Here is a 23,675-nt window from a genome sequence, read left to right as displayed (position 1 = left end):
CCAGCCCAAGCGCGCGCGCCACCTCGTAGCTTGCCCCCGATTGCTCGCGCAGCGCAGCCCGGGTCAGCAGATAGACATAAGGATAAAGCGCCGCCGAAAGCACCAGCGCCGCCATCGGCTCGGAATGGATCTCGAAAAACCAATAGTCGCGCGCCGAGGTCCAGCCGAACGCGGCGCGCAAGGCCCGCTGCATGGGGCCGGAATAATCCAGAAAATCGACCAAGGCATAGGCGCCAACATAGGCCGGGATCGCCAGCGGAAACAACAAGAGGGCGGAGATCACCTTCGCACCGCGAAAGCGGTACATCGTCACCAGCCAAGCCGTGCCAACCCCCATCACCGCTGTCAGCACCCCCACGGCCAGCATCAGCCGCAGCGTGGCCGCCAGATAGCGCGGCAGCACGGTCGACAACAGATGCGGCCAAATATTGCCCGTTGCCGTCAGCGCCAGCCAAACCACCGAGAGCATCGGCGCCAACACCACCATGGCCACGGCAGCTGCGGCAATCGACCAGCCATCCAACCAGCTTGGCCAACGCCGTCGTGGTATCTGAGTGTTTTTATCGGACATCATATAGATCGACTTATCCGAAACCGGTTTCCCTGTAAAGAAAAGCGGCTATAGTGGCGCGAAGAACAAAGCAGTCATCAGGTACAGTAACTTATGCGGATCGTTTACCACCTTGGCGCGCATTTCACCGACGAAGAGCGTCTGTTGAAATCCCTGCTGAAAGATCGCGACATTTTAACCCAACATGCCGTCTCGGTCCCCGGCCCGAAACGCTATCGCCATCTGCTGCGCGATACTGTCAAAGAGCTAAAGGGCGGGCAGGCCGATCGCGACACCCAAGCGCTTATCCTTGATAAGATCATGGAAGAAGCCCTTGCCGACCGGCTGATCCTGTCATGGGACAGCTTTTTGTCGTTGCCGCCTTGGGTTTTGGATAAGAAACTTTATCCAGTGGCGGGCGAAAGGGTGCAGGCTTTTAACCAGATTTTTCCCGAGATCGAGGCCGAATTCTTTTTGGCCATCCGCAATCCAGCGACGTTTTTGCCGATGCTGCTGCAAAGAATCGAGGATAAAACCTATGACGACTTTATCGGCGCTACAGACCTTTTCACGCTAAGATGGTCAGAAACCCTTGAACGGATTATGAAACTTTCGCCAGGTGTGCCGCTTACGGTCTGGTGTGATGAGGATACGCCGCTGATCTGGCCCGAGGTGCTGCGCGCGGTGGCCGATTTGCCCGAAGATGTCGCGCTGCGGGGGGATGACGATCTTTTGGCTACGCTGATGGCGCCCGAGGGCTTAACGCGGCTGCAAGGCTATCTTGCCAATCACCCCCCCGGCTCGGTGGCGCAGCGGCGCAAGATTGTCACGGCGTTTTTAGAGAAATTCGCCCTGCCCGAGCGGCTGGAGGCCGAGGTCGAGATGCCAGGTTGGACCCAAGAGGTTGTGGACGCGCTGTCGCAGCTTTACGCCCAAGACGTTGCCCGCATTGCACAAATGCCCGGTGTGCGCTTTATCGCGCCCTAAGAAAAAGGGGGGCAAATGCCCCCCAAATCTGACTTACTGCATGCCCAAGGCAGATTTATACATCTCGATGATCGCCTCTTCTTCGGCAATCTCATCGGGCTTGCGCCGGCGCAATGCGATGACCTTTTTCATCACCTTGGTGTCATAGCCACGGCCCTTCGCCTCGGCCATCAGCTCTTTTTGCTGCTCGCTGACATCCTTTTTCTCGGATTCCAGCTGCTCGAACCTTTCGATGAATTGGCGCAATTCGTCGGCGGTTACACTATAGGCATCATTCATTTGACAACTCGCTTTGCAAGGATTGCCCCGTTCCTATAGCCCTCGCGGCGCAGGATCAAGCGGGCCTTGCAAGCACGCGCCGATCACGCTACCCCGCAGAAGGCAAAAACGAGGAAATCCTTATGCAATTCGTGATCTGGGGCGGTGCAGCCCTTACGATTTTGGGCATTTTTGGGCTTTTAGGTTGCATCTGGATCGTGCTGGGCATCAAGCGCGCCAATTTGCCCGATGCCGAGGCACGGGCAAAGATGCAGCGCGTGGTGGTGCTGAATATGGCAGCCCTAGCGGTGTCGTTTCTGGGCCTGATGGCGGTTTTGGTCGGCGTGATCCTTGCCTAAGCCAAGCCAAAGCTAGCCTGCCCGGTTCAGGCTTGCAAAGCTGCGGCCCTCCGAAATAAGCGTGTCAAACAAAGCACTTGGCGCATAAAGCTTAGGTTTTTGCGGCACCAGCTGGCGCAGCTCTGCGCGCATGACCAAGAGCCCCTTGCGGTCGGCAAGAAACATCGGCCCGCCCAGCCAGCGTGGAAACATCCCCGACATCACGCTGACCGCATCGACGTCCGAGGGCTGAAACGCCACACCTTCCTCGACCAGCCGCGCGCCTTGATTGCACAGCGCCGCGACACAGGTGCTGAAAATCTGTTCAGCTTCCGGTGGCCGCGCCGGCAGCGTCTTGCTGCCATCATGCCCCAACCCATAAGAGCCAAGAGCCGCCACAATCACCGCCCGCGCCAAGCCCTGCGCCTCGAGCGCGGCGATCACGGTGGCCAGCGTCGCGCGCAGGCGCTGATCAATCGAGCCTCCGGCACCAACAAGCATCACCCGCCAGCCAAGCTGGCGGCCAAAACTCAACACCCGCGCCAGCAACTCAGGAGCGGCCTGACCGTTGTGGCCCAGTTCGGAAAACTGCCCCGCTTGTGCCGGCGTCAAAGCCACCCGTGCGCCCTCGCCCGCGGCGGGCAAGGCCCCCAGCAACACCGACTGCGCCAGAGGCAGCGGCAACGCGGGCGCGGTCTTTCCAACCAGCAAAAGTGCGGCGCCTCGCAGCCGCTCGGGGTCTTGCGAGCCTTGCAACCGCGCCCAATCGGCGTCACGGGCCTCGGCACTTTGTCGCCCCGCGCTGACCGCCTCGGCTTGGCGCACAGCAATCTGCTTAAGACATGCACTCAGCGCCTCGTGCTGCGGCTCGACGATGCAAACCTGCATTCCCGCCGCCAAAGCCTGCACCGCCACCTCGCCGACACTGGCATCTGAACCCCAGATCGTCACCGACGCAAGCCGCGAAAGCCCCAGCTGCGCCAAATCTTTTGGCAACATCAGCGCCCGCCGCTCGGCCAAGAACGCCGCACGCAGACCCTGCGCCTCGGGGCTGTGGATCAGCTCGGCATGGGCGGCGGCCTCAAAGGCAAGCGCTTGATCTGGCGGCAAAAGCTGTGCGGCTTCGACACAATCAATGGCGCGCTGCGGGGCGGGCAAGAGCGCGCCCTCGAATTTTGCGCGCGCCGCCATCACCGCGGCATGAAAGGCCTTGCCGTCGCGCAACCCCTCGCGCCGCTGCATGCTGCGCGGCAGACCATCCGGCTGCGCCGCGCCGATCAGAGAAGTTGCGGCCTCGACCGCAGCCTCTAGCAGCTTTTGCTCGACCACCTGATCGACCAAGCCGATTGTCAGCGCCTGTGATGCCGTCAGACTGCCCGGCTCAAGCAAAATCCGCAGCGCCACCTGCGCACCGACCAGCCGCGCCAAACGCTGCGTGCCCCCCGCCCCTGGAACCGCGCCAAGCCTGATATCGGGCAGGCCCAACACCGTGCCCGCCAATGCCACCCGCCGATGCGCCGCCAAAGCCAACTCGAGCCCCGCACCCAAAGCCCGACCATTCAGCGCCACAACCACAGGCTTCGCACAAGCTTCAACCGCCAGACATAGATCGGCAAGCGTCAGCGCAGATGCATTGGTCTTGGCAGCCTCTGGTAGATCGCCGCCCGCCGAAAACACCCCGATGTCTGAACAAATCACCACAGCCTGTGCCGCCGGATCGGCCTCGACCTCGGCCAAAGCCTGCGCCAAGGCCTGACGCAGCGCCGCCGTCAGCGCATTCACCGGCCGCAGCGCCATCTTCAGCAGCACCACGCCACCACGCCGCTCGTGCCGCACCAGCCCGAATTGGGTCTCTTGATCCATCGCCTGCTCCATCGACCGATACCCCATTAAGCGGTCAGTTGCGGCTCAAGGCAATCCCATCAGGCGGTCTTGCCGCGGTTCAAACAGGTTTATTGTCGAATTTCGCTTCAAAATCAGACCCAACAGCAGGGCCAACCGGTCGTAGTGGCGGCACATCCCAGGCGGGAATCACCGCCGCAAGATCCTGCATCTGCGCAAAAAGCTGCGCCAGACGGTTGCGGGGGTCAGGGATTTGGGGAAGTGTTTCGGCCATCTTCGCCTCCTTGCACCGCGGAACTGCGGCAAGCGCATCTTATCCCAAGCCTAGCCCGCACCCCCGCCGGCGGCTTTGATCCACATCAAAACTATTACACATTCTGTTATTGAAATATATTATCCCGCGCCCTATCTTGACACCAAAGCAAAGGAGACTGCGATGACCCCCGCCGTGCATGCGTTTTTTGATGAGGCCACCAACACCATCACCTATCTGGTGCGCGAGCCCAAGGGGCGTGGCTGTGCGGTGATCGATTCTGTGCTGGATTTCGACTATGCTTCGGGGCGTACCGACACCCGATCGGCCGATGCTGTGATCGCCTATATCAAAGAGCAAGAGCTTGATCTGCAATGGGTTTTGGAAACACATGTTCATGCCGACCACCTTTCGGCCGCACCCTATATCCAAGAGCGGCTGGGCGGCAAGATCGGCATTGGCGACCAGATCACCACTGTTCAGACCACCTTTGGCAAGATCTTTAACGAGGGCACCCGCTTTGCCCGCGACGGTTCGCAATTCGATCAGCTGTTCCACGAGGGCGATGCGCTGATGATCGGGCAATTGCGTGTCGATGTCATGCATACCCCCGGCCATACCCCCGCCTGCCTGACCTATGTGATTGGCGATGCGGCCTTTGTTGGGGATACGCTGTTTATGCCCGACTTTGGCACCGCGCGCTGCGATTTCCCCGGTGGGTCGGCTGAAGTGATGTTTGACAGCGTACAGCGTATTCTTGCTCTGCCCGATGCCACCCGCATCTTTGTTGGCCACGACTACAAAGCTCCCGGCCGCGAGGACTATGCTTGGGAAACCACAGTTGGCGCACAAAAGGCGCGCAACATCCATGTCGGCGGCGGTGCAGAAAAATCCGATTTCATCGCCCTGCGCGAAAAGCGCGATGCGACGCTGGCCATGCCACGGCTGATCATTCCGTCGCTGCAAATCAACATGCGCGCAGGACATCTGCCCGAACCCGAGGACGATGGGCAGTCTTATCTGAAAGTGCCGCTGAATCGACTGTGATCAGGGCTTTTATCGCGGTGATAGCGGCGGTAAGCTGGTCGCAACATCGCCCAAACCCGAGGATACCATGGAATTTCGTGCCCTGACCCCAAGCTATGCAGTCTCGCCCCAGATCGAGATTGCCGATCTGGCCACAGTTAAGGCCGCAGGCTTTGGTGTGGTGATCGACAATCGTCCCGATGGCGAAATTCCAAACGATCTCCAGACTGATGCGATGCGGGCCGCGGCCGAGGCTTTGGGGCTGATCTTTGTCGCCAATCCAGTGATTGGTGGCGCGATCACCATGGCCAATGTCACCACCCAAGCCGAGGTTTTGGCGGCGGCGCAAACCCCTGTCTTTGCCTATTGCGCCTCTGGCAACCGCAGCTCGGTGGTTTGGGCGCTTGCGCAGGCAGGTCGACTGTCTACCGATGATTTGATCGCGATTCCGGCACGTTACGGCTATAACCTCGAACCTTTGCGCGCGCAGTTGGATGCGCTTGCGGCGCAAAGCCAAGCCTGATCAGCCGGCTTGCGCCATAGGCAGGCCATAGGCTGAGGCCTCCTCCTCTGGGTCTGCTGCAAACATGGGTTGCAGCGGCATACCCTGGTCAAGATCTGGCACCTGCGCGGCAAAGCCTGCTTCGGCATGGGGTAAAGACAGCCTGATTGCCCGCATGCCGCGCTGCTGACCCAGCTTGCCCTCGGTCAGCGTCAGACCATTTGCCCCCATCAGCTGCAACTTGTCGATCGCGGCCCGTCCCAGCGGCACCACCGCCCCCACATCCAGCGCCATGACCTGCGCCAAAGGCAGCGAGACCTGTGCCAAAACCGCCTCTAGGATGCAGCTTGACGCCTCGACCTGTGCGGCAAAATCATGGGTAAAACTTTGCGCGCCCGACGCCTCTTCTTGCAGCGCAGGGCTGGCATAGCTGGGACTAACCCCACGACCTTTGGCGGGTAAAACCATATAAATCATACCCTTGCGCGCGCCAATGCCCAAAGACACCTCGGCACTCAACAAGCGATAACCGACATCCTCCATCAAGAGACCCAAGGGGCGAGCATCATCAAGGAAAGAGGCATAGCGAAAGCCGCCAGCCCAGATCAGATCGGCCTCTTCAGCCAGTTGCTGTTCCAATTCGATCAGCGCTGCATCCAGCAGCGGAGCCACCATCGCGGCATCGGTTCGGGTGGGTTTGCGCAGATCGACTGGCGCAGTGCCGACGCGGCCATAGGTCTGCACCTCGATCAGCGCCGCCAGAACGTCGGCACTAAGCACCATCAGCCCCATGCCCTCTGCCGGACCCTGCAAAACCGCGATCAGGGCATATTCAAAGGGCAGTTCCAACACCTCGGCCAAGGATTGCGCCTTGATCCGCAGCCCCGTCACATCCAGCACCAAGCCCAACCTGTCACGCGCAGAACGTGCCAAAGCCATCCGCCAAGAGCGATCTGCGCCGGGGCTCCCCTCGGCCAAGGCTGCGCGCTGCGCCGCAAGCCTGCGCCGCAACACCGCATTTCGTCCAGCTTCTGCCATATGCTTCCCCATCGAGCAGCTTTTGCCCAGACTAGACCGCAGCTTGCTAAAAAAGCGTTTACGCCGGCAGATTTATCGCCAAGCCAGGATCAAAGCGCAGCGGCAGGCTGACACGAAATGCGGCGCCCTTTTGTCCGGGAAGATAGGCCACAGTGCCGCCCAAATTGGCCATGATCTCGCGACAAATCGCCAAGCCCAGCCCCGCGCCCCCTGCCCGCGACTCGTCGCTAAGGCGCGCAAATTTCTCGAAAATCAGCGCCTGCGCCGGCTTTGGAATCCCCGCGCCATTGTCAATGAAATCAATCATGATCCGCCCACCCTTTTGGCGCACCGCAATGCGCAGCACAGGCTCGGCCGCATCACAATATTTGCGGGCATTTGAGATAAGATTGATAAAGACCTGCACCAGACGGTCTGAATCCGTGCGCAAAAATATCGCCTCTTGCGCGACGTCACGGCGGATCTCAAAGCGGCGTTCGGGGCGGGTCTGGCTGGCCGAGGCCAAGGCGCGTTCGATCATATCCGAAAGGTTCGCCGTGCCAAGCGTCAGCTGCACCGCGCCGTTTTCTAGCACCGAGATATCCAACAGATCATCCAGCAGCCGTGTCAGCCGCTGCGCTTCGGTATGGATGATCTGACCATAATCGGCGACGCGCTGCGCAGGCAGATCGCCTTCGGTCAAGATCTCGGAAAAGGCGCGGATCGAGGTCATCGGCGTGCGCAATTCATGGCTGATCTGACTGAGGAAAGCATCCTTTTGCGCCGAAATCTGCGTAAGCTTTTCATTCACATCACGCAATTGCCGTGCGGTGCGCGACAGCTCGCTTTGCTGGCTTTCCAGCCGCGCCGAATATTCCATGATCTGCGCGGTTTCATTGGCCACCGCCATCAGATCTTCGACCGTCACCGTGGCGCGGCCAAAAAGCTGGCTGATCATTGCATGCGCCGTGGCCGCCCCCACCGAGCCCGCAAAGCGCCGCTCGAGGGCCGCCAGAAACGCAGGCGTCAGGTCGGGCAGATAGCCCGCCTTGCCCTGCCCCGCGGTCTCGGCTTCAAAGAATGACAGCGCCGCCTCGTCGCCCAAAATCCGCTGCGCCATGTTCAACAAGGCTTCGGGTTCGGCTTGGCCTTGGCTCCAGCCCAAGCGTTCGGCCTGCTGCTCGTTGTCAAAGGCATTAACGAAACTTGCGCCCTGCACCCGTTCGACCGGATCGGGGAAAGACAGCATCGACCCCAGCGCATAGGCGGCCGTGTTCAGGCAAAACGACCAAAACAGCGCGTGGATCAGCGGATCCATGCCCTCGGTGCCAAACAGCGCCTGCGGGCGCAGCCAGTGCCAGCCAAACAGCCCCTCGCGGAAGACCTGCGCCGAAAGTGCCGCACCCTCGCCAAAAGACGGCAAGAACAGGGTATAGGCCCAGATCACAACGCCAATCGACATGCCCAGACCAGCACCAAGTTTGGTGCCGCCGCGCCAGAAAATCCCGCCAAGCAGCGCCGGTAAGACCTGCGCCATGCCTGCAAAGGCAATCAGCCCAATCGCGGCCAGTGCGTTTGAGCCGCCAGAAAGCCGGAAATACCCCACCCCCAGCGCCAGCACCGCCATGATCGACAGCCGCCTTGACAGCAAGATCCCCACCCGCAGATCGCCCGAAAGCGCCGTTGCAGGCCGCAGCCGCAGCCAAAGCGGCATCACGATATGGTTCGAGACCATGGTCGCCAGCGCAATCGTCTCGACAATCACCATCGAGGTGGCACTGGAAAACCCGCCCAGAAAGGCCAACATCGCCAGCCCACCTTGGCCCTGCGACAAAGGCAGCGTCAGCACCAACATATCGGGGTTGGCCCCCTTTGGCATCAGATCCATCCCCACCACTGCGATTGGCAGAATGAAGATATTCATCAAGAACAGATAAAGCGGAAAGGCCCAAGACGCCCGCGCCAGATCGCCTTCGTCGATATTCTCGACCACCATAACCTGGAACATCCGCGGCAGGCTGATCACGGCCGCGGCAGAGAGAAAGATCAAGCCAGCCCAACGGCTTGGGCGCATCTCCCAAGCCGGATTGGCGATGTTTTCAATACGATCAATCATCGCCATGGCACCACCGCCAAGGCCCCAGACCACAAAGATCCCCACCGCCAGCAGCGCCACCAGTTTGACCACCGCCTCGACCGCAATCGCGATGACAATGCCGTGGTGCTGTTCCTTGGCGTCCAGATTGCGGGTGCCAAAGACGATTGTGAACAGTGCAAGCCCCGCCGCCACCCAAAACACCGTCGCATCACGATTGGGCAGCGCCCAATTCTCGGGCGTCTCTGAAGCAAAGACCCCAAAGGACAGCGTCACCGATTGCAGTTGCAGCGCAATATAGGGCGTCGCCGCCAGCACCGCGATCAGCGTCACCAAAACGCCCAAAGTATTGCTTTTGCCGTAACGGCTGGAAATCAGATCGGCGATCGAGGTCACCCTTTGCTGGCGCCCGATCCGCACCAGTTTGCGCAAAATCCACCACCAGCCGACAAAGACCAGCGTCGGCCCCATGTAGATGGTCAAGAACTCTAGCCCCGAGCGCGCCGCATAGCCCACCGCGCCGTAAAAGGTCCAAGCGGTGCAATAGATCGAGAGCGACAGCGTATAGACAATCGGCGCGCGCAAAAACCGGCGCTTGCCCGAGGATGCGCGGCGCTCTCCGGCAAACGCCACCGCGAACAGAAAGGCGACATAGGCCAGACAGACCAGCACCAAAAGGTTAAACGGCATCCTCGCCCTCCGGCTTGGGCAGGACCGGATCTATCCGCGTCTCGGCATCTGATTCAGGGCGCGCAAGCCCCGGTGCCAGATAGGCCGCAAGCCCGATCAGCATTGCCCAGATCGCAAAGACATAGACCACCATCGCCCCCGCGCCCTTGCCGTCCGGCGTGCCCCACAGCAAGGGGATCAGCAGCAAGAACACTCCCAACAGCGGCAGCATCCGCGCCGCATCGCGAAGACGCCGGCGGCGGTAGACCGAACGGGCCAGAAACAAAGGCGCACGCGGTCGCAGCATTCAAGCCCCCAGCAAAGCCCGCACCCGCGCGCGGATTTCGGCATTGTCAAAGGGCTTTGTCATGAAATCAGACACGCCTGCGGCCTCGGCGGCGGCGCGGTCGCGCTCTTGACCCTTGGCGGTCAGCATCAGGACCGGCAGCGCCGCCGTGGCCGCATCGGCGCGCAGGGCCGCCACGACCTCAAGCCCGCTGAGGCTGGGCAGCATCAGATCCAAGATCACCAGATCGGGGTGCAGCTCGGCCACCGCAGCCAGCCCCAAAGCGCCGTCTGCCACCACCGAAACCGACCAGCCATCGCGCGACAGAATAAAGCGCAACGCCTCGGCGATATTGGCCTCGTCTTCAATCAACAGCACATGGCGCATGGTGTCCCCCCCGCTGTGCGACTATCACGCCAAAGCTTGGCCAAGTCAAAGCCCCAGCGTCAGGCGGTCAGAATAGAGGGCTCGCGCCGCGCCGCACAGCCCGCGCGCTGGCAGATCCGGCAAGTTGAGCCCACCGCCACCACTTCGGCGGCAAAATCGGCATCGGGCAAGATCAGCATCGCGGCCTCGCGCAGCTCTGGCCCGCGAAAGCCCGCAGGATAGCGCGGCTGGCAAAAGGCCAGCACCCGAAACCGCGCGCCGCCTGCAACCTCGATCACCGTCTCGATCGGGGTCATTGGCCGCCCAAGGGCGGTGAACAGCGGCCAAAGCGGACAAGCCGCGCCAAAGCGGGGCAGCGCAAAGCCCGCCACCGGTTTGCGCAGCGTCAAGGTGCCAGAGGCATCACAGCACACCAGCCCGGCTTGCGCCGCCGGATGCAAAGCGATGCGCCGAAACGCCGCCATCACATCCGCGCCAAAACGGGCAGCCAGGCGCATCGGATCCGGCCCCAGTTCAGCCAAGGCGCGCACCAAAGCGGCATCGGGCAGCGCCTGCGCATCCGCCTGCGCCTGCGCCAAAAAACCCCGCGCCATCACCCGCCCCGCCGAAGAGGCGACGCCCGCCAGATCACCGCCCTGCCAATCGCTGCTGGCAAGCCAAGCCTCGACCTCTTCTTGCGGCGAGGCAAAGCCGCGCTCTTCGGCCTGACCGGCACTGTCCAGATAGCGCACCAAAGCCTCGGCCCCCAAGGCCAAACGCTTGGAATCGCTTTGTAAGTTGATCAAGAACCGCTTTTGCCATTCGGGTTCGATATCATCGGTATCGGCCAAAATCGCAGCCGTTGAATGCACCGAAGACACCGCCGACAGCACCTCGTGCAGGCTGGCAGACAGATGCGGGTCGTGGCTCATGCGGTCGCTGACCTCTTCCAGCGCGCGTTCAAGCCCCACCACGCGCTGATGCAGGCCGGTCACCAAGGCTGCCCAACCGGGATAGCGGCCGGCGAAATCTTCGGTCCGCTCCAGCTCTGCCCCCGGCAGACGGGCAGCCGCCGCGCGCAACTCGTCAATCACAGCGCCGCCGACGCCTTCTTGAAACGCTTGCATCGGCAGCTCTAGCACTTGGGCCAAGCGTTCCAAAAGCGCATCGGCGATGCGGCGGCGGTTGTGTTCGATCAGGTTCAGGTAGCTGGCCGAAATCCCCACCCGCTCGGCCAAATCGGCTTGGCGCAGCCCCAAGGCGACGCGCCGCGCCCGCAGGCGGCTTCCGGTCAGGGCAGACATCGGCATCGGCGGCTCCTTTTGCAAATAAATTTACAGATTTACAAAATCTTCACAAGCCGCAAATGCAAAGGGGCGCGGCCAAAAACCGCGCCCCTTCAGACTGTTACGCCGCGCTTAGTTCAGCGCTTTGTCGGTCACCGCATGGGTCCAAGCGCCCTCTGGCGCCTTGGTGATCACCGGATCCGAGCCGCCCGACATCAGCGCCTCGACAGTGCGCTGATAATCGGCCTCGTCCAAAGCGCCGTTCGAGCCTGCGGTCAGCTTGGCAATCTCGCCCATCATGCGGGTCTGATGCTCGATGGTCTGCGCGCCGGTGGCATCGTTTTCGATCACGATATTGGCGGATTCGTCGACATTGCCCTCGGCATATTTCCAACCCTTCATCGAGGCGCGCACAAAGCGCACCATCTTATCTTCAAAGGCAGGATCGGCCAGCTTGTCTTGCATGACGTACAGCCCGTCTTCCAAGGTCGCCACGCCCTCGTCTTGATATTTGAACACGGTCAGATCGTCGGGCTTGATGCCTGCGTCAATCACCTGCCAATATTCATTATAGCTCATGGTCGAGATGCAAGCCGCCTGTTTTTGCAGCAAGGGATCAACGTTAAAGCCCTGTTTCAGAACGGTGACATCGCTGCCATCGGTCTTCAGACCCAGCTTGTTCATCCAGTTCAAGAAGGGATATTCATTGCCGCCAAACCACACACCCAGGGTCTTACCCTTGAAATCAGCAGGCGAGGCGACGCCGCTTTCTTTCAGGCAGGTCAGCTCCATGCCGCTGGATTTGAACGGCTGGGCGATATTGACCAAGGCCAGCCCCTTTTCGCGCGCGGCCAAGGCCGAGGGCATCCAGTCGATCACCACATCGGCACCACCGCCCGCAATCACCTGCGTGGGGGCCACATCGGGGCCGCCGGGAAGGATGGTCACATTCAGACCCTCTTCCTCGTAAAAGCCTTTTGCTGCGGCCACATAATAGCCGGCAAACTGGGCTTGGGTCACCCATTTCAGCTGCAAGGTCACATCATCGGCCGCCTGCGCCGCCGATGCCATCGCCATAAGAACCGCAGAAGTCAGTAGCTTTTTCATCTCAACCTCCAAGTTGATGCCCATTTTCGAGCTGTTTAACCCCGTTGTGACGGATGCCAGAAAGTCACCCGTTTCTCGATCAGCGCGACCAGCCCGTAAAAGCCAGAGCCCGCCAAAGCCGCCACCGCAATCGTCGCCCAGATCATATCCAATCCGGTGCGGCCAATCTCGGCATTGATCCGAAAGCCCATGCCCTGCGTTGGGCTGCCAAAGAATTCGGCCACAATCGCGCCAATTGGCGCAAGCGTGCTGCAAATCTTTAAGCCGTTGAACATAAAGGGCATCGCGGCAGGCAAACGCAGTTTCAGCAGCGATGTCCAATAGCCCGCCGAATAGGTCGCCATCAGATCGCGCTGCATCGCCTCGCTGGCGCGCAGGCCCGCCATGGTGTTCACCAGCATCGGAAAGAACACCATAATCACCACAACCGCGGCCTTGGATTGCCAATCAAAGCCAAACCACATCACCATGATCGGGGCCACGCCCACAATCGGCAAGGCGGCGGCGAAATTGCCAATCGGCAGCAGACCCGCTTGCAAAAACGCGCTGCGGTCGATCAGCACCGCCACGATCACCGCAGCCATGCAGCCGATCAGATAGCCCGACAGCGCACCGCGCAAAAAGGTCTGCACAAAATCGCCCCAAAGCACCGGCAAAGACCCCATCGCCCGCGCAAAGATCGCTGAAGGCGGTGGCAAGATCGCGGGGCTGATCGCAAAACTCTGCACCGCCAGCTGCCAGATCACCAAAACCGTGACGCCAAACAGCGCCGGCACGATGTAGCGCACCCCGGCAAAGCGTTGCTTGGCCAACCAAGCATTGCCCGCCCAAGCCGCCAGCCACAGCGCGATCAGCTCCAGCGCCATCATCGTGACATTCCCATCCGCAACAGCACCCGCGTCTCGACCCGCGCCATCAGCGCCACCAAAACCGCAGCCATGCTGGCCGCAACAAACAGCGCCGCCCAGATTTGCACGGTTTGGCTATAGTAAGACCCCTGCAACAGCCGCGCACCCAAGCCCACCGGCTGGTTCAACTCGGCCACAATCGCCCCCACCAAGGCCGCCGCAATCCCTACCTTTAGGCTGGCAAAGAAATAGGGCATCGAGGCGGGAAGGCGCAGCTTCCAAAACACCTGCGCCTTGTTGGCGGCATAGGTGGTCAGCAGGTCAAGCTGGCTGACCTCGGGGCTGCGCAGGCCTTTGACCATGCCCACCACCACCGGAAAGAAACTCAGATAGGCCGAGATCACCGCCTTGGTCATAGCCCCCGAAGCCCCCAGCGCATTCATCACCACCGCAAGCATCGGCGCAAGCGCCACAATCGGCACCATCTGGCTGGCAATCGCCCAAGGCATCACGCTCATATCCATGGCGCGGTTGTGCACAATCGCCGCCGCAAGCAGCACCCCCAGCCCGGTTCCAATGCCAAATCCCGCCAATGTGCCCGAAAGCGTCACCCAAGCATGATAGACAAGCGAACGTTTCGAGATGATCGCCTGCCCTGTCAGCCCCTGCCAAAGCCCCACCACCACTTGATGCGGCGCAGGCAGCACCGGGCTTTTCTGCGCCATGGTCAGGGCCACCAATTGGCCAAACTCGGGGGCCGCAGCCCCTGCGCGTGCGGCTTGGTCATATTCCCATTGCGCGTTCAGCTTGACCGCCGCGCCATACCAGACCAGCACCAGTGCCAGCAGAACGCTCAAGACCGGCAAAAACCGCCTCATCCCCGCCCCCCAATGGCAATCAAACCAACTGCAACCACGCCCAAAGCCATGCCCGCAAGCTGCATCGCCGTGGGCCTTTCGCCAAACACCACAAGCGCCACAAGCGTGATCGCGATCAGCTGAAACACCAGCGACAGCGACAGCGCGATCCCTAAGCCATTGGCGCGCATCACCTGAACCATGCAGGCGTTGCCCACGCAAAACAGCGCCAGCGCCAGCGTCAGCATCCAAAGCCCACCATTTTGCGCATAAAGCTTCAGCGCCGAATTGGCCGCCATAAACACCGCCGTCGATCCTGCAAGCCAGCCAAATATCACCGCATTCATTGCAAGACCTCGTTGAAACAGATCGGACTGAACAGCTTAGACATCGCCATGCCCCGCCCGCAAGCCCTCACGCACACGGTGCGCTACGGCAATGAACTCGGGCGTATCGCGGATGTCCAAGGGGCGATCTTTCGGCAAAGGGCTGTCGATCACATCGGTGATCCGCCCCGGACGCGGGCTCATCACCACGATCTTGGTCGACAGATACACCGCTTCGGGGATCGAATGGGTGACAAAGCCAATGGTCTTTCCGGTGCGCGCCCAAAGCTTTAGCAGCTCTTCGTTCAAGCGGTCCCGCACGATCTCATCCAGCGCCCCAAAGGGTTCATCCATCAGCAGAATATCGGCATCAAAGGCCAGCGCGCGGGCAATGCTGGCGCGCTGCTGCATGCCTCCCGACAACTGCCAGGGGAATTTATTGCCAAATCCAGAAAGCTCTACCAATTCAAGAACTTCCTCGATTTTCTTTATGCGATCAGCCTTGGAAAACCCCATGATCTCTAGCGGCAGGCCGACGTTTCCGGCAATCGTGCGCCAAGGATAAAGCCCTGCGGCCTGAAACACATAGCCATAGGCGCGCTTGCGCCGCGCCTCATCCGGCGTCATGCCGTTGACACTCAACGCCCCGCCCGTGGGATGCTCCAAAGCCGCAATCGCACGCAGAAAGGTTGTCTTGCCACAGCCACTTGGCCCGATGAAAGACACAAACTCACCCTTGTTGATGGTCAGGCTGACATCGCGCAAGGCCTGCACCGGCCCGTCGGCGGTCTGAAACACCAGATCCAAATTCTGCGCCACAATCACCGGGGCGCCAAAACTATCCTTCATCACACCCCCGTCGCCGGCAGACCCGAGCGCGCAACCGGCCGCGGTGCGGTCAGATCTTTCCACGCCGACAGCGCCCGATTGACAGCAGGGCGCGGCGCGCGCGGCACGAACAACCCATGACCCTCGCGCGCCTTGATCTCACCATCCTCCACCGAGACGACGCCGCGCGATAGGGTATAGCGCGGCAGACCTTTCACAGCTTTGCCCTCAAACACATTGTAATCAATCGCAGATTGCTGATTGCTTGCCGAAATCACCTTGGTCTTTTCTGGATCCCAAACCACCAAATCCGCATCCGCTCCGACCAGAACCGCCCCCTTTTGCGGATAGCAGTTCAAGATCTTGGCGATATTGGTGCTGGTTACGGCGACAAATTCATTCGGCGTCAGCCGCCCAGTGTTCACCCCATAGCTCCAAAGCATTGGCATGCGGTCCTCAAGCCCGCCGGTGCCATTCGGAATCTGCGCGAATGACTTCAAGCCAAAGCGTTTTTGCTCGGTGGTAAAGGCGCAGTGATCGGTGGCCACCACCGACAAAGACCCCGATTGCAAGCCCGCCCAAAGGCTGTCTTGATGCTTTTTGTCGCGAAACGGCGGGCTCATCACCCGGCGCGCGGCATGGTCCCAATCGGGATGGAAATATTCGCTCTCATCCAAGGTCAGATGCTGGATCAAAGGCTCGCCCCAAACCCGCTTGCCCGCCTGTTTCGCGCGCCGGATCGCCTCATGCGCCTCTTCACAAGAGGTATGCACCACATACAAAGGCACCCCCGCCATATCGGCAATCATAATGGCGCGATTGGTGGCCTCGCCCTCAACCTGCGGCGGGCGCGAATAGGCATGCGCCTCGGGTCCGGTGTTGCCCTCGGCGATCAGCTTGGCGGTCAACTCTGCCACCACATCGCCATTCTCGGCATGCACCATAGCCAATCCGCCCAGATCGCCCACCCGCTTGAAGGATTGATACATCTCGTCGTCATTGACCATAAGCGCGCCCTTATAGGCCATGAAGTGCTTGAAACTGGTCATGCCGGCTTTGACCGACAGCTCCATATCCTCCCAAACCTTCTGCCCCCACCAGGTGATCGCCATATGGTAGGAATAATCGCAAGAGGCGCGGCCCGATTTGTTGTGCCACATCGCTGCGGCATCCATCAGCCCCTGTCCCTGCCCTGGCAAGACAAAATCGACGACCATCGTCGTCCCCCCCGCCAGCGCCGCCCGCGTGCCGCTCTCGAAATTATCTGCCGAATAGGTGCCCATAAACGGCATCTCAAGATGCGTATGCGGATCAATCCCCCCCGGCATCACATAGCAGCCCGAGGCATCCAGCACCCGATCCGCCGTCAAGCCCTGGCCAATCTCGATAATCTTGCCGCCATCGACCAGCACATCCGCCTGATAGCTCAGATCCGCCGTCACGATTGTTCCGCCCTTAATCACCGTCGCCATCATGCACCTCTGCTTGGTTCATCTGTCTCTAAATATCCCGGGGGTAGACCCGATTGGCCGCAAGGCAAATCGGGTCAAGGGGGCTGGCCCCCTTGCGCGCTAAACCACCACCGCCACCTGTAAAACCGTCTGCAACATCACATCCGTCGCCGCTGCCGCCCAAGCGGGAGTGATCTCTTCAGCCTCGTTATGCGACAGCCCGCCGACACAAGGGCACATAATCATCACCGTCGGCGCCACCCGATTGATCCAGCAGGCATCATGGCCCGCGCCCGAAATAATATCCATATGGCTGTGGCCCAAGCGTTCGGCAGCCCCGCGCACCACTTTGACAAGGGCTGCATCAAAGGTGACAGGGTCGAAATGCCCCACCGCCTCAATCGCGCAGCCAAGCCCAAGCTCTGCGGCCACGGCTTGGGCGGCGCGCTCGACTTCGGCGCGCATGGCGTCCAGCTTGGCTTGGTCGGGGCTGCGGATATCGACGGTAAAGATCACCTTGCCGGGGATGACATTGCGGCTGTTGGGAAAGACCTGCACCTGCCCCACTGCCCCCACGGCACCGGGCTGATGGCTCATCGCGATCTGATGCACCCGCTCGGTGATCCGCGCCATGCCCAGCCCTGCATTCACCCGCATATTCATTGGGGTCGAGCCGGTATGGGCATCGCGCCCGGTCAGCGTAATCTCTAGCCACCACAGGCCTTGGCCATGGGTGACAACGCCAATTTCTTTGCCCTCGGCCTCTAAAATCGGGCCCTGCTCGATATGCAGCTCGATCATCGCCTGCATTTTGCGCGCCCCCACCACCTCGGTGCCAACCCAGCCAATCCGCGCCAGCTCGTCGCCAAAGCGTTTGCCCTCCATATCAGTGCGGTTATAGGCGTAGTCTTGGCTATGCAGCCCCGCAAAGACACCACTGGCCAGCATCGCAGGCGCAAAGCGCGCGCCCTCTTCATTGGTCCAATTGGTCACCACGATTGGATGTTTGGTCTGCACGCCGGTGTCGTTCAGGCTGCGCACCACTTCCAGCGCGCCCAAAACCCCCAGCACACCATCATAGCGCCCGCCAGTGGGTTGGGTGTCCAAATGGCTGCCCATATAGACCGGCAGCGCCTCTGGATCGGTGCCCGCACGGGTGGCAAACATATTGCCCATGGTGTCCACGCCCATGCTCATGCCGGCAGCTTTGCACCAATCGGCAAACAGATGGCGTCCTTGGCTGTCAGCATCGGTCAGGGTTTGTCGATTGCAGCCGCCTGCCACGCCGGGGCCGATCAAAGCCATCTGTTCCAAGGCATCCCAAAGACGCGCAGAATCAATCCGCAGGTTTGCACCGGCTGCTGACATCTTAAACTCCCCTTGAGGGTCTTTGCCCCCGAATTGACTCTGTTGCGAATCTTTTCCTGACCCTATGGTCAGCTTGAAGGCTATAGAACCTGACCAAGCGGTCAATAAAAATCTGAGAGGTTAGCCCCCGTGGCCGATAATGTCCGCCCCCTGCGCCGAAACGAGATCCGCCAGCACAATGAAACGCTTATTTTGCAGGCGGCGGAAAAAGTTTTTGCCGAGGCAGGCTTTGGCGGCGCCACCATGCAGCTGATCGCAGATCTGGCGGGCCTGCCCAAGGCGAACCTGCATTACTACTTTGCCAGCAAGGAAGATCTTTACCGCCAAGTGGTGCAAAACATCTTTGACATCTGGCTGCATGCGGCGGAGTCGATGGATCAGGCCTCTGGCCCGATCGAAGGCATCGGCGCCTATATTGACGCCAAAATGGAAATCTCGCGCCGTCATGCCGATGGCTCCAAAGTTTGGGCCTCAGAGGTGATGCACGGCGCGCCGGTCATTCAGGATTATCTGGAAACCACGCTGCGGGATTGGACAACGGGGCGCGTCGGCTTGATCCAGCGCTGGATTGATGAGGGCAAGATGGCGCCGGTGAACCCCGAACATCTGCTTTATATGCTTTGGGCGACCACCCAGCATTATGCCGATTTCGGCCATCAGATTGAAACCTTGAACGGCGCGCCAATGACAGATAGCGATTGGCAAGCCGCAAAACACAGCGTCAAATCCATGATCCTGCGCGGCATTGGCGCGATAGAGTGAGGGCAGCATGATCACCGAATTGGAAACCGAATTCGCAAGCCTAAGCTTGCAGCGCTTTGACGAGACCGAGGCTTTGGCCTTGGGCCAGATCTTGCTGGGGCTGACGCAGGGTAAGGCCGTGGTGATCAATATCCGCAACGCGATGCGGGTGTTTTTTCATGCCGCACAGCCAAATTCCGCGCCCCATTTTGATCTTTGGGCCAAGCGCAAAGGCAATACCGCGCTGATGTTTCAGCTGCCCTCGATGCTGGTGGGCGAGCGCAATCGCGCCAAGGGGCAAAGCCTGAGCATCCACGGACTTTCGGAAGCAGACTATGCCGATCACGGCGGCGCTGTGCCGATCCGCGTGGCCGGTGTCGGGGTTGTGGGCGTGGCGGTGATTTCGGGTCTGGCCTCGATCGAGGATCACGCTTTGGTGGTCGCTGGCCTGCGCGCGCTGATGCAGCAGCAAGCCTCTGGCGGCTAAGGGCTTTACAAGTCGGGCATGCTTGCGCCACCTTAGAGCGCCAGAAAGACCTCCTCGAAAGGCAGAAGCCGATGAACAAACCTTTGACACGGATCCAAGCGATGAACAGCTCTGCGATCTTGGAGGCCGCGCTTGAGGTCTTTGCCGCCCATGGCTTTCGTGGCGCGACGTTGGATCAGATTGCCGAAGTGGCGGGGCTGTCCAAGCCCAACCTGCTGTATTACTTCCCCTCGAAAGAAGCCGTCCACGAGGCGCTTTTGGCGCAATTGCTGAAAACATGGCTTGATCCTTTGCGCGCGATGGATCCCTTGGGCGACCCCAAGCCCGAGATTATGGGCTATGTGGCGCGCAAACTGGAACTGGCGCGCGACTTCCCGCGGGAAAGCCGGCTGTTTGCCAATGAGATTTTGCAAGGCGCCCCCCGGTTGCGCGCGGTGATCGAAGGCGAACTGAAAACGCTGGTCGATGAAAAAGCCGCCGTGCTGACCCGCTGGATGGAGGAAGGCCGCATCGCCAAGATGCCGCCGGTGCATCTGTTGTTCTCAATCTGGGCGCTAACCCAACATTATGCCGATTTTGATGTGCAGGTCCGTGCGGTTCTAGGCGAGGGCCATGATCCCTTTACCGAGGCGGGTGATTTTCTTGACCTGTTGTTCGACAAGCTGCTGACCCCCTGACGCCAAAGCAGGCTTTCGCAGGCTTAGACGTTTCAGGCGCTGGACCTTTGCCGCCACTGGGTATATCCAAGGCCAGCGAGAATGTTTCTGGTCGAGGCCTATGAACCAACCCATCGAAACGTCGGTCCGGTCGCAAGACCCGACTCCGCTTCCCCCAAATACCGATCACAACCACGGCAAAAACCTAGGAAAACTGGTTTTGGGCTGCATTGGTGTGGTCTACGGCGATATCGGCACCAGCCCGCTTTATGCGATGCGGGAATCGCTGCATGCTGCAAGCTATGACGGGCTGTCGCGCGATGATGTGGTGGGGGTGATCTCGCTGCTGATCTGGACGCTGATCCTGATTGTCACGCTGAAATATGTGGCCCTGATCATGCGGGCTGACAACAAGGGCGAAGGCGGCACGCTGTCGCTGGTGGCTTTGGTGCAGCAATCGTTGGCGCGCCGTCCGGGCTGGCTGCTGGCGATTGGCGTGGTGGGGATTTCGCTGTTCTTTGGCGATGCGATGATCACGCCGGCGATGTCGGTGCTCTCGGCGGTAGAGGGGCTTGATCTGGTAGCCCCCGCTTTTGGCGATTATGTGCTGCCGGTGACTTTGGTGATTATCCTTGCGCTGTTTTTGTTCCAATCGCAGGGCACCGAGCGGGTTTCGATCCTGTTTGGCCCGATCATGCTGGTTTGGTTCACGGTGATGGCGGTGATGGGGATTTACCATCTCAGTGACGATCTATCGATTCTGGCGGCCTTTAACCCCTATTATGCGGGGCATTTCGTCATCGCCAACGGCACGGCCTCGTTCTTTGTGCTGGGCTCGGTGTTTCTGGCCGTGACCGGCGGCGAGGCGCTTTATGCCGATATGGGCCATTTTGGCCGTCGTCCGATCCGGCTGGCTTGGGCGTTTTTGGTGTTTCCGGCGCTGACGCTGTCTTATCTGGGCCAAGGTGCTTTGGTGCTGGCGCATCCTGAAACCGCCGAGAACCCGTTCTTTCTGATGGCACCAGATTATCTGCTGCTGCCGCTGGTGCTTTTGTCGGTGATGGCCACCATCATCGCCAGCCAAGCGGTGATTTCGGGCGCGTTTTCGATGATGCAACAAGCGGTGCAAATGGGCCTGCTGCCGCGTCTGGAAATTCGCCACACCTCGGAAACCCAATTGGGCCAGATCTATCTGCCCAAGGTCAATACCATTCTGATGGTGGGGGTCTTGTGCCTTGTGGTGGCCTTTGGCTCTTCTTCCAGCCTTGCCTCGGCTTATGGCATCGCGGTGACCGGCGATATGGTGATCACCACCATCCTTGCATCGTTCTTGTTCTACAAATCCTGGAAATGGCCTTTGTGGATGGTGGCCGCGGTGTTGCTGCCGATCCTGAGCATCGAGCTGTTGTTCCTTTCGGCCAATATGATCAAGATCCCCGAAGGCGGCTATGTGCCGGTGCTGATGGCGATCTCGACCTGCACGCTGATCTGGACATGGGTGCGTGGCACGGCCCATGTGAAGCGCAAGGCGCATGATTCAGCGGTTTCCCTGCCCAAGCTGATCGAGATGCTGCAAAAATCGCATCCGATCGAAGTGCCGGGCACGGCGGTGTTCCTGACCCAAGACCTTGATATTGCGCCCTCGGCCCTGCTGCATAACCTGAAACACAACCGGGTTTTGCACAGCCAGAACTTTATCGTTCAGGTCGCTGTTGCCGATACGCCAAAAGTGGCCGATGAAAACCGGCTGTCGATGGAGCGGCTTTCGGATAAGTTTGTCCGCATCAAGCTGATGTTTGGCTATATGGAGACGCCAAACGTGCCGCGCGCCTTGGCGCTGGCGCGGCGCCGTGGCGAGAAGTTTGACATCATGACCACCTCGTTCTTCCTCAATCGGCGCACCTTCCGCTCGGCCAGCAATCAGCAGGGCCTGCCGTTCTGGCAAGAGCGGATCTATGTCTCGATGACGAAATCGGCCTCGGATGCGACAGCGTTTTACTGCCTGCCGTCGAACCGCGTGGTGGAATTGGGCCAGCAGCTGGCGATCTGAGGCGCTACAGGCTTTGCAGCGCCTTAGCGGCAAGCGCAAAGCTGTGCAGCCGTGCGGCGTGGTCATGGATCATGCCGGTCAGCATGATCTCGTCCGGGGCGTAGGTCTGCATCAGGTGGCCAAGGCCCGCCCGCAGCGCCACCGGACCGCCCACCGCCGCACAAGACAGCGCCTGATCGACCTGCGCCCGCATCGCGGCGGGCACCTCGGACAGATCCTGCACAGGGCGCGGCAGCCTGCCCGGCCGACCCGCGCGCAACCGCGCAAAGGCAAGGATCTGCGACGAGCGCAGATACTCCGCCTCGCCGTCAGTGTCAGCGGCGCAAACCCCTGCCAGCAGCATGAAATAGGGCTTTTCCAACCACTGCGACGGGCGGAAAGTGGCGCGATAGGTTGCCAGCGCATCGGCCAGCATCGCAGGCGCGAAATGGCTGGCAAAGGCATAGGGCAGGCCCAGATAGGCCGCCAATTGCGCACCATAAAGGCTTGATCCCAAGATCCAGACCGGAACCTCGGTGCCCTCACCCGGCACGGCGCGCACCTGCGACTGCGCATCGACAGGGCCAAGATAGCCCAGCAGCTCGACCACATCTTCGGGGAATTGGTCAGAGGAATGCATATGCCGCCGCAAAGCCCGCGCGGTGGTCATATCACTGCCCGGCGCGCGGCCAAGACCCAGATCAATCCGGTCGGGGTAAAGGCTGGCAAGGGTGCCAAATTGTTCCGCAATCACCAAAGGCGCGTGATTGGGCAGCATGATGCCGCCTGCGCCCACCCGAATGGTCTTGGTGCCGCCCGCCACATGGCCAATCACCACCGATGTTGCCGCCGAAGCGATGCCGGGCATGTTGTGATGCTCGGCCAGCCAAAAGCGGTGATAGCCTGCGGCCTCGGCATGGCGAGCAAGGTCAAGCGTATTGGCCAGCGCCTCGCGCGGGGTCTGGCCTTCGGCGACGGGGGAAAGATCAAGCAGGGAATATTTCATCCCCTTTACCTAAGCCGACAAGGCCGCCGCGCCAAGGCCCTTCGAGAAGCGCTTGGGCTTTGATAAAACTTTCAGGACTATTGCCATGCCCGAAGTTGCGATCTGTGTTAAATATCTTCCTTGGGGGCATCTTCGTGGGAAGGGCTGGTTATGGGTATTTCACCGTCAATTGCTGCGCCACCGGGGGGCTATGCAGCTGTGCGCCCTGCGTCAGCCGATGTTGGCAAACCCGCGCTGGTGGCAGATTTCGCCAATTCCAGCGCAAGATCTGATTTCCCTACACGACAGGCCGGATTGGCCCATACTTCGACCACCGAATTGCCCAAGGCCTTGGCTGCCCGAATGTCTGTGGAAAGCGTCGATGGCATCGAGCTGGATCATATCCCCTTTGTCGGCGATGCGGCCGTGCTGATTGATGATCTGCCCGCCCCCAAAGCGCCAGAAGATATCCCGCCCGCCACTGCTGCCAAGCCACAGGCAGAGGCAGAGGCAGAGG

At 60.5% G+C, this 23,675-nt stretch carries 26 protein-coding genes; 9 read left to right on the top strand and 17 right to left on the bottom strand.

Translation table 11 applies throughout. From position 1 onward, the window contains the following. The coding region (locus V7Q10_RS12605; RefSeq protein ID WP_442885870.1) for an ABC transporter permease at positions 1 to 574 on the bottom strand (574 nt) is incomplete at its 3' end. 90 nt (positions 575 to 664) lie between these two features. Here V7Q10_RS12605 and V7Q10_RS12600 point away from each other — a divergent pair. Further along, positions 665 to 1,537 carry a hypothetical protein gene (locus tag V7Q10_RS12600; RefSeq protein ID WP_333869461.1) on the top strand — a complete coding sequence of 291 codons (873 nt, stop codon included), beginning with the start codon at positions 665 to 667 and terminating at the stop codon, positions 1,535 to 1,537. Positions 1,538 to 1,570: 33 nt separating this feature from the next. On the opposite strand, the gene V7Q10_RS12595 is transcribed toward V7Q10_RS12600, so the two are convergent. Further along, complete coding sequence (locus V7Q10_RS12595) at positions 1,571 to 1,816, bottom strand: DUF2312 domain-containing protein (RefSeq protein ID WP_333869460.1); 246 nt, start codon at positions 1,814 to 1,816, stop codon at positions 1,571 to 1,573. Positions 1,817 to 1,938: 122 nt separating this feature from the next. Between V7Q10_RS12595 and V7Q10_RS12590 the strand changes: the two genes are divergently transcribed. Continuing rightward, the gene (locus V7Q10_RS12590; protein WP_333869459.1) at positions 1,939 to 2,154 is read left to right on the top strand and encodes a hypothetical protein; all 216 of its coding nucleotides are present in this window, start codon (positions 1,939 to 1,941) and stop codon (positions 2,152 to 2,154) included. Positions 2,155 to 2,166: 12 nt separating this feature from the next. On the opposite strand, the gene V7Q10_RS12585 is transcribed toward V7Q10_RS12590, so the two are convergent. Beyond that, positions 2,167 to 3,996: an enoyl-CoA hydratase-related protein gene (locus V7Q10_RS12585; protein WP_333869458.1), complete on the bottom strand. Its 1,830-nt coding sequence runs from the start codon at positions 3,994 to 3,996 to the stop codon at positions 2,167 to 2,169. A 79-nt stretch (positions 3,997 to 4,075) separates the two neighbouring features. Then, complete coding sequence (locus V7Q10_RS12580; RefSeq protein WP_333869457.1) at positions 4,076 to 4,249, bottom strand: hypothetical protein; 174 nt, start codon at positions 4,247 to 4,249, stop codon at positions 4,076 to 4,078. Positions 4,250 to 4,411: 162 nt separating this feature from the next. Here V7Q10_RS12580 and V7Q10_RS12575 point away from each other — a divergent pair, with 162 nt between their 5' ends. Both V7Q10_RS12575 and V7Q10_RS12570 read left to right on the top strand, forming a co-directional pair. Continuing rightward, positions 4,412 to 5,275, top strand: a complete 864-nt coding sequence (locus V7Q10_RS12575; RefSeq protein ID WP_333869456.1) for an MBL fold metallo-hydrolase — start codon at positions 4,412 to 4,414, stop codon at positions 5,273 to 5,275. A 67-nt stretch (positions 5,276 to 5,342) separates the two neighbouring features. Next, positions 5,343 to 5,777 (top strand): TIGR01244 family sulfur transferase, encoded by a 435-nt coding sequence (locus tag V7Q10_RS12570; protein ID WP_333869455.1) that lies wholly within the window; start codon positions 5,343 to 5,345, stop codon positions 5,775 to 5,777. Here V7Q10_RS12570 and V7Q10_RS12565 read toward each other — a convergent pair whose 3' ends face one another. From V7Q10_RS12565 to V7Q10_RS12510, 12 genes are all read right to left on the bottom strand, one after another. Next, the gene (locus V7Q10_RS12565; protein ID WP_333869454.1) at positions 5,778 to 6,794 is read right to left on the bottom strand and encodes a FliM/FliN family flagellar motor switch protein; all 1,017 of its coding nucleotides are present in this window, start codon (positions 6,792 to 6,794) and stop codon (positions 5,778 to 5,780) included. It abuts the gene before it with no gap. 58 nt (positions 6,795 to 6,852) lie between these two features. Further along, entirely contained in the window at positions 6,853 to 9,558 is a 2,706-nt protein-coding gene (locus V7Q10_RS12560; protein ID WP_333869453.1) for an ATP-binding protein, read from the bottom strand. Then, complete coding sequence (locus V7Q10_RS12555; RefSeq protein ID WP_333869452.1) at positions 9,548 to 9,844, bottom strand: hypothetical protein; 297 nt, start codon at positions 9,842 to 9,844, stop codon at positions 9,548 to 9,550. The genes V7Q10_RS12560 and V7Q10_RS12555 overlap by 11 nt, the downstream gene beginning before the upstream one ends. Next, positions 9,845 to 10,210: a response regulator transcription factor gene (locus V7Q10_RS12550; RefSeq protein ID WP_333869451.1), complete on the bottom strand. Its 366-nt coding sequence runs from the start codon at positions 10,208 to 10,210 to the stop codon at positions 9,845 to 9,847. 59 nt (positions 10,211 to 10,269) lie between these two features. Next, positions 10,270 to 11,499 carry a short-chain fatty acyl-CoA regulator family protein gene (locus tag V7Q10_RS12545; protein WP_333869450.1) on the bottom strand — a complete coding sequence of 410 codons (1,230 nt, stop codon included), beginning with the start codon at positions 11,497 to 11,499 and terminating at the stop codon, positions 10,270 to 10,272. Between the two features lie 108 nt (positions 11,500 to 11,607). Beyond that, positions 11,608 to 12,582 (bottom strand): ABC transporter substrate-binding protein, encoded by a 975-nt coding sequence (locus V7Q10_RS12540; protein ID WP_333869449.1) that lies wholly within the window; start codon positions 12,580 to 12,582, stop codon positions 11,608 to 11,610. A 35-nt stretch (positions 12,583 to 12,617) separates the two neighbouring features. After that, a complete protein-coding gene (locus V7Q10_RS12535; protein WP_442885869.1) occupies positions 12,618 to 13,451 on the bottom strand; it encodes an ABC transporter permease in 834 nt (277 codons plus the stop codon). After that, on the bottom strand, positions 13,448 to 14,308 hold the full coding sequence (locus tag V7Q10_RS12530) for an ABC transporter permease (protein ID WP_333869448.1): 861 nt from the start codon (positions 14,306 to 14,308) through the stop codon (positions 13,448 to 13,450). Before V7Q10_RS12530 ends, V7Q10_RS12535 begins: the two co-directional genes overlap by 4 nt. Next, a complete protein-coding gene (locus V7Q10_RS12525) occupies positions 14,305 to 14,634 on the bottom strand; it encodes a hypothetical protein (RefSeq protein WP_333869447.1) in 330 nt (109 codons plus the stop codon). Before V7Q10_RS12525 ends, V7Q10_RS12530 begins: the two co-directional genes overlap by 4 nt. 36 nt (positions 14,635 to 14,670) lie before the next feature. Then, positions 14,671 to 15,462 carry an ABC transporter ATP-binding protein gene (locus V7Q10_RS12520; RefSeq protein ID WP_333869446.1) on the bottom strand — a complete coding sequence of 264 codons (792 nt, stop codon included), beginning with the start codon at positions 15,460 to 15,462 and terminating at the stop codon, positions 14,671 to 14,673. Beyond that, complete coding sequence (gene hydA / locus V7Q10_RS12515) at positions 15,462 to 16,913, bottom strand: dihydropyrimidinase (RefSeq protein WP_333869462.1); 1,452 nt, start codon at positions 16,911 to 16,913, stop codon at positions 15,462 to 15,464. Before hydA ends, V7Q10_RS12520 begins: the two co-directional genes overlap by 1 nt. 99 nt (positions 16,914 to 17,012) lie before the next feature. Continuing rightward, the gene (locus tag V7Q10_RS12510; RefSeq protein WP_333869445.1) at positions 17,013 to 18,260 is read right to left on the bottom strand and encodes a Zn-dependent hydrolase; all 1,248 of its coding nucleotides are present in this window, start codon (positions 18,258 to 18,260) and stop codon (positions 17,013 to 17,015) included. A gap of 129 nt (positions 18,261 to 18,389) precedes the next feature. Between V7Q10_RS12510 and V7Q10_RS12505 the strand changes: the two genes are divergently transcribed. The 4 genes from V7Q10_RS12505 (at position 18,390) to V7Q10_RS12490 (ending at position 22,194) form a co-directional block, all read left to right on the top strand. Next, positions 18,390 to 19,022 carry a TetR/AcrR family transcriptional regulator gene (locus V7Q10_RS12505; RefSeq protein ID WP_333869444.1) on the top strand — a complete coding sequence of 211 codons (633 nt, stop codon included), beginning with the start codon at positions 18,390 to 18,392 and terminating at the stop codon, positions 19,020 to 19,022. Between the two features lie 7 nt (positions 19,023 to 19,029). Further along, complete coding sequence (locus V7Q10_RS12500) at positions 19,030 to 19,488, top strand: heme-binding protein (RefSeq protein ID WP_333869443.1); 459 nt, start codon at positions 19,030 to 19,032, stop codon at positions 19,486 to 19,488. Positions 19,489 to 19,559: 71 nt separating this feature from the next. After that, entirely contained in the window at positions 19,560 to 20,165 is a 606-nt protein-coding gene (locus V7Q10_RS12495) for a TetR family transcriptional regulator C-terminal domain-containing protein (protein WP_333869442.1), read from the top strand. Positions 20,166 to 20,265: 100 nt separating this feature from the next. Further along, a complete protein-coding gene (locus V7Q10_RS12490) occupies positions 20,266 to 22,194 on the top strand; it encodes a potassium transporter Kup (protein ID WP_333869441.1) in 1,929 nt (642 codons plus the stop codon). Between the two features lie 4 nt (positions 22,195 to 22,198). Here the strand turns inward: V7Q10_RS12490 and V7Q10_RS12485 are convergent, their stop codons facing one another. Beyond that, complete coding sequence (locus tag V7Q10_RS12485) at positions 22,199 to 23,179, bottom strand: LLM class flavin-dependent oxidoreductase (RefSeq protein WP_333869440.1); 981 nt, start codon at positions 23,177 to 23,179, stop codon at positions 22,199 to 22,201. Positions 23,180 to 23,329: 150 nt separating this feature from the next. Between V7Q10_RS12485 and V7Q10_RS12480 the strand changes: the two genes are divergently transcribed. Further along, on the top strand, positions 23,330 to 23,675 hold a 346-nt coding region (locus V7Q10_RS12480; protein ID WP_333869439.1), incomplete at its 3' end, for a hypothetical protein.

Origin of the sequence: Cypionkella sp. (genome assembly GCF_036782355.1) — a bacterium.
Lineage (GTDB): Bacteria > Pseudomonadota > Alphaproteobacteria > Rhodobacterales > Rhodobacteraceae > Cypionkella.
Note: the sequence above shows the minus strand (reverse complement) of the source record. Positions and strands in the feature narration are given on the sequence as shown.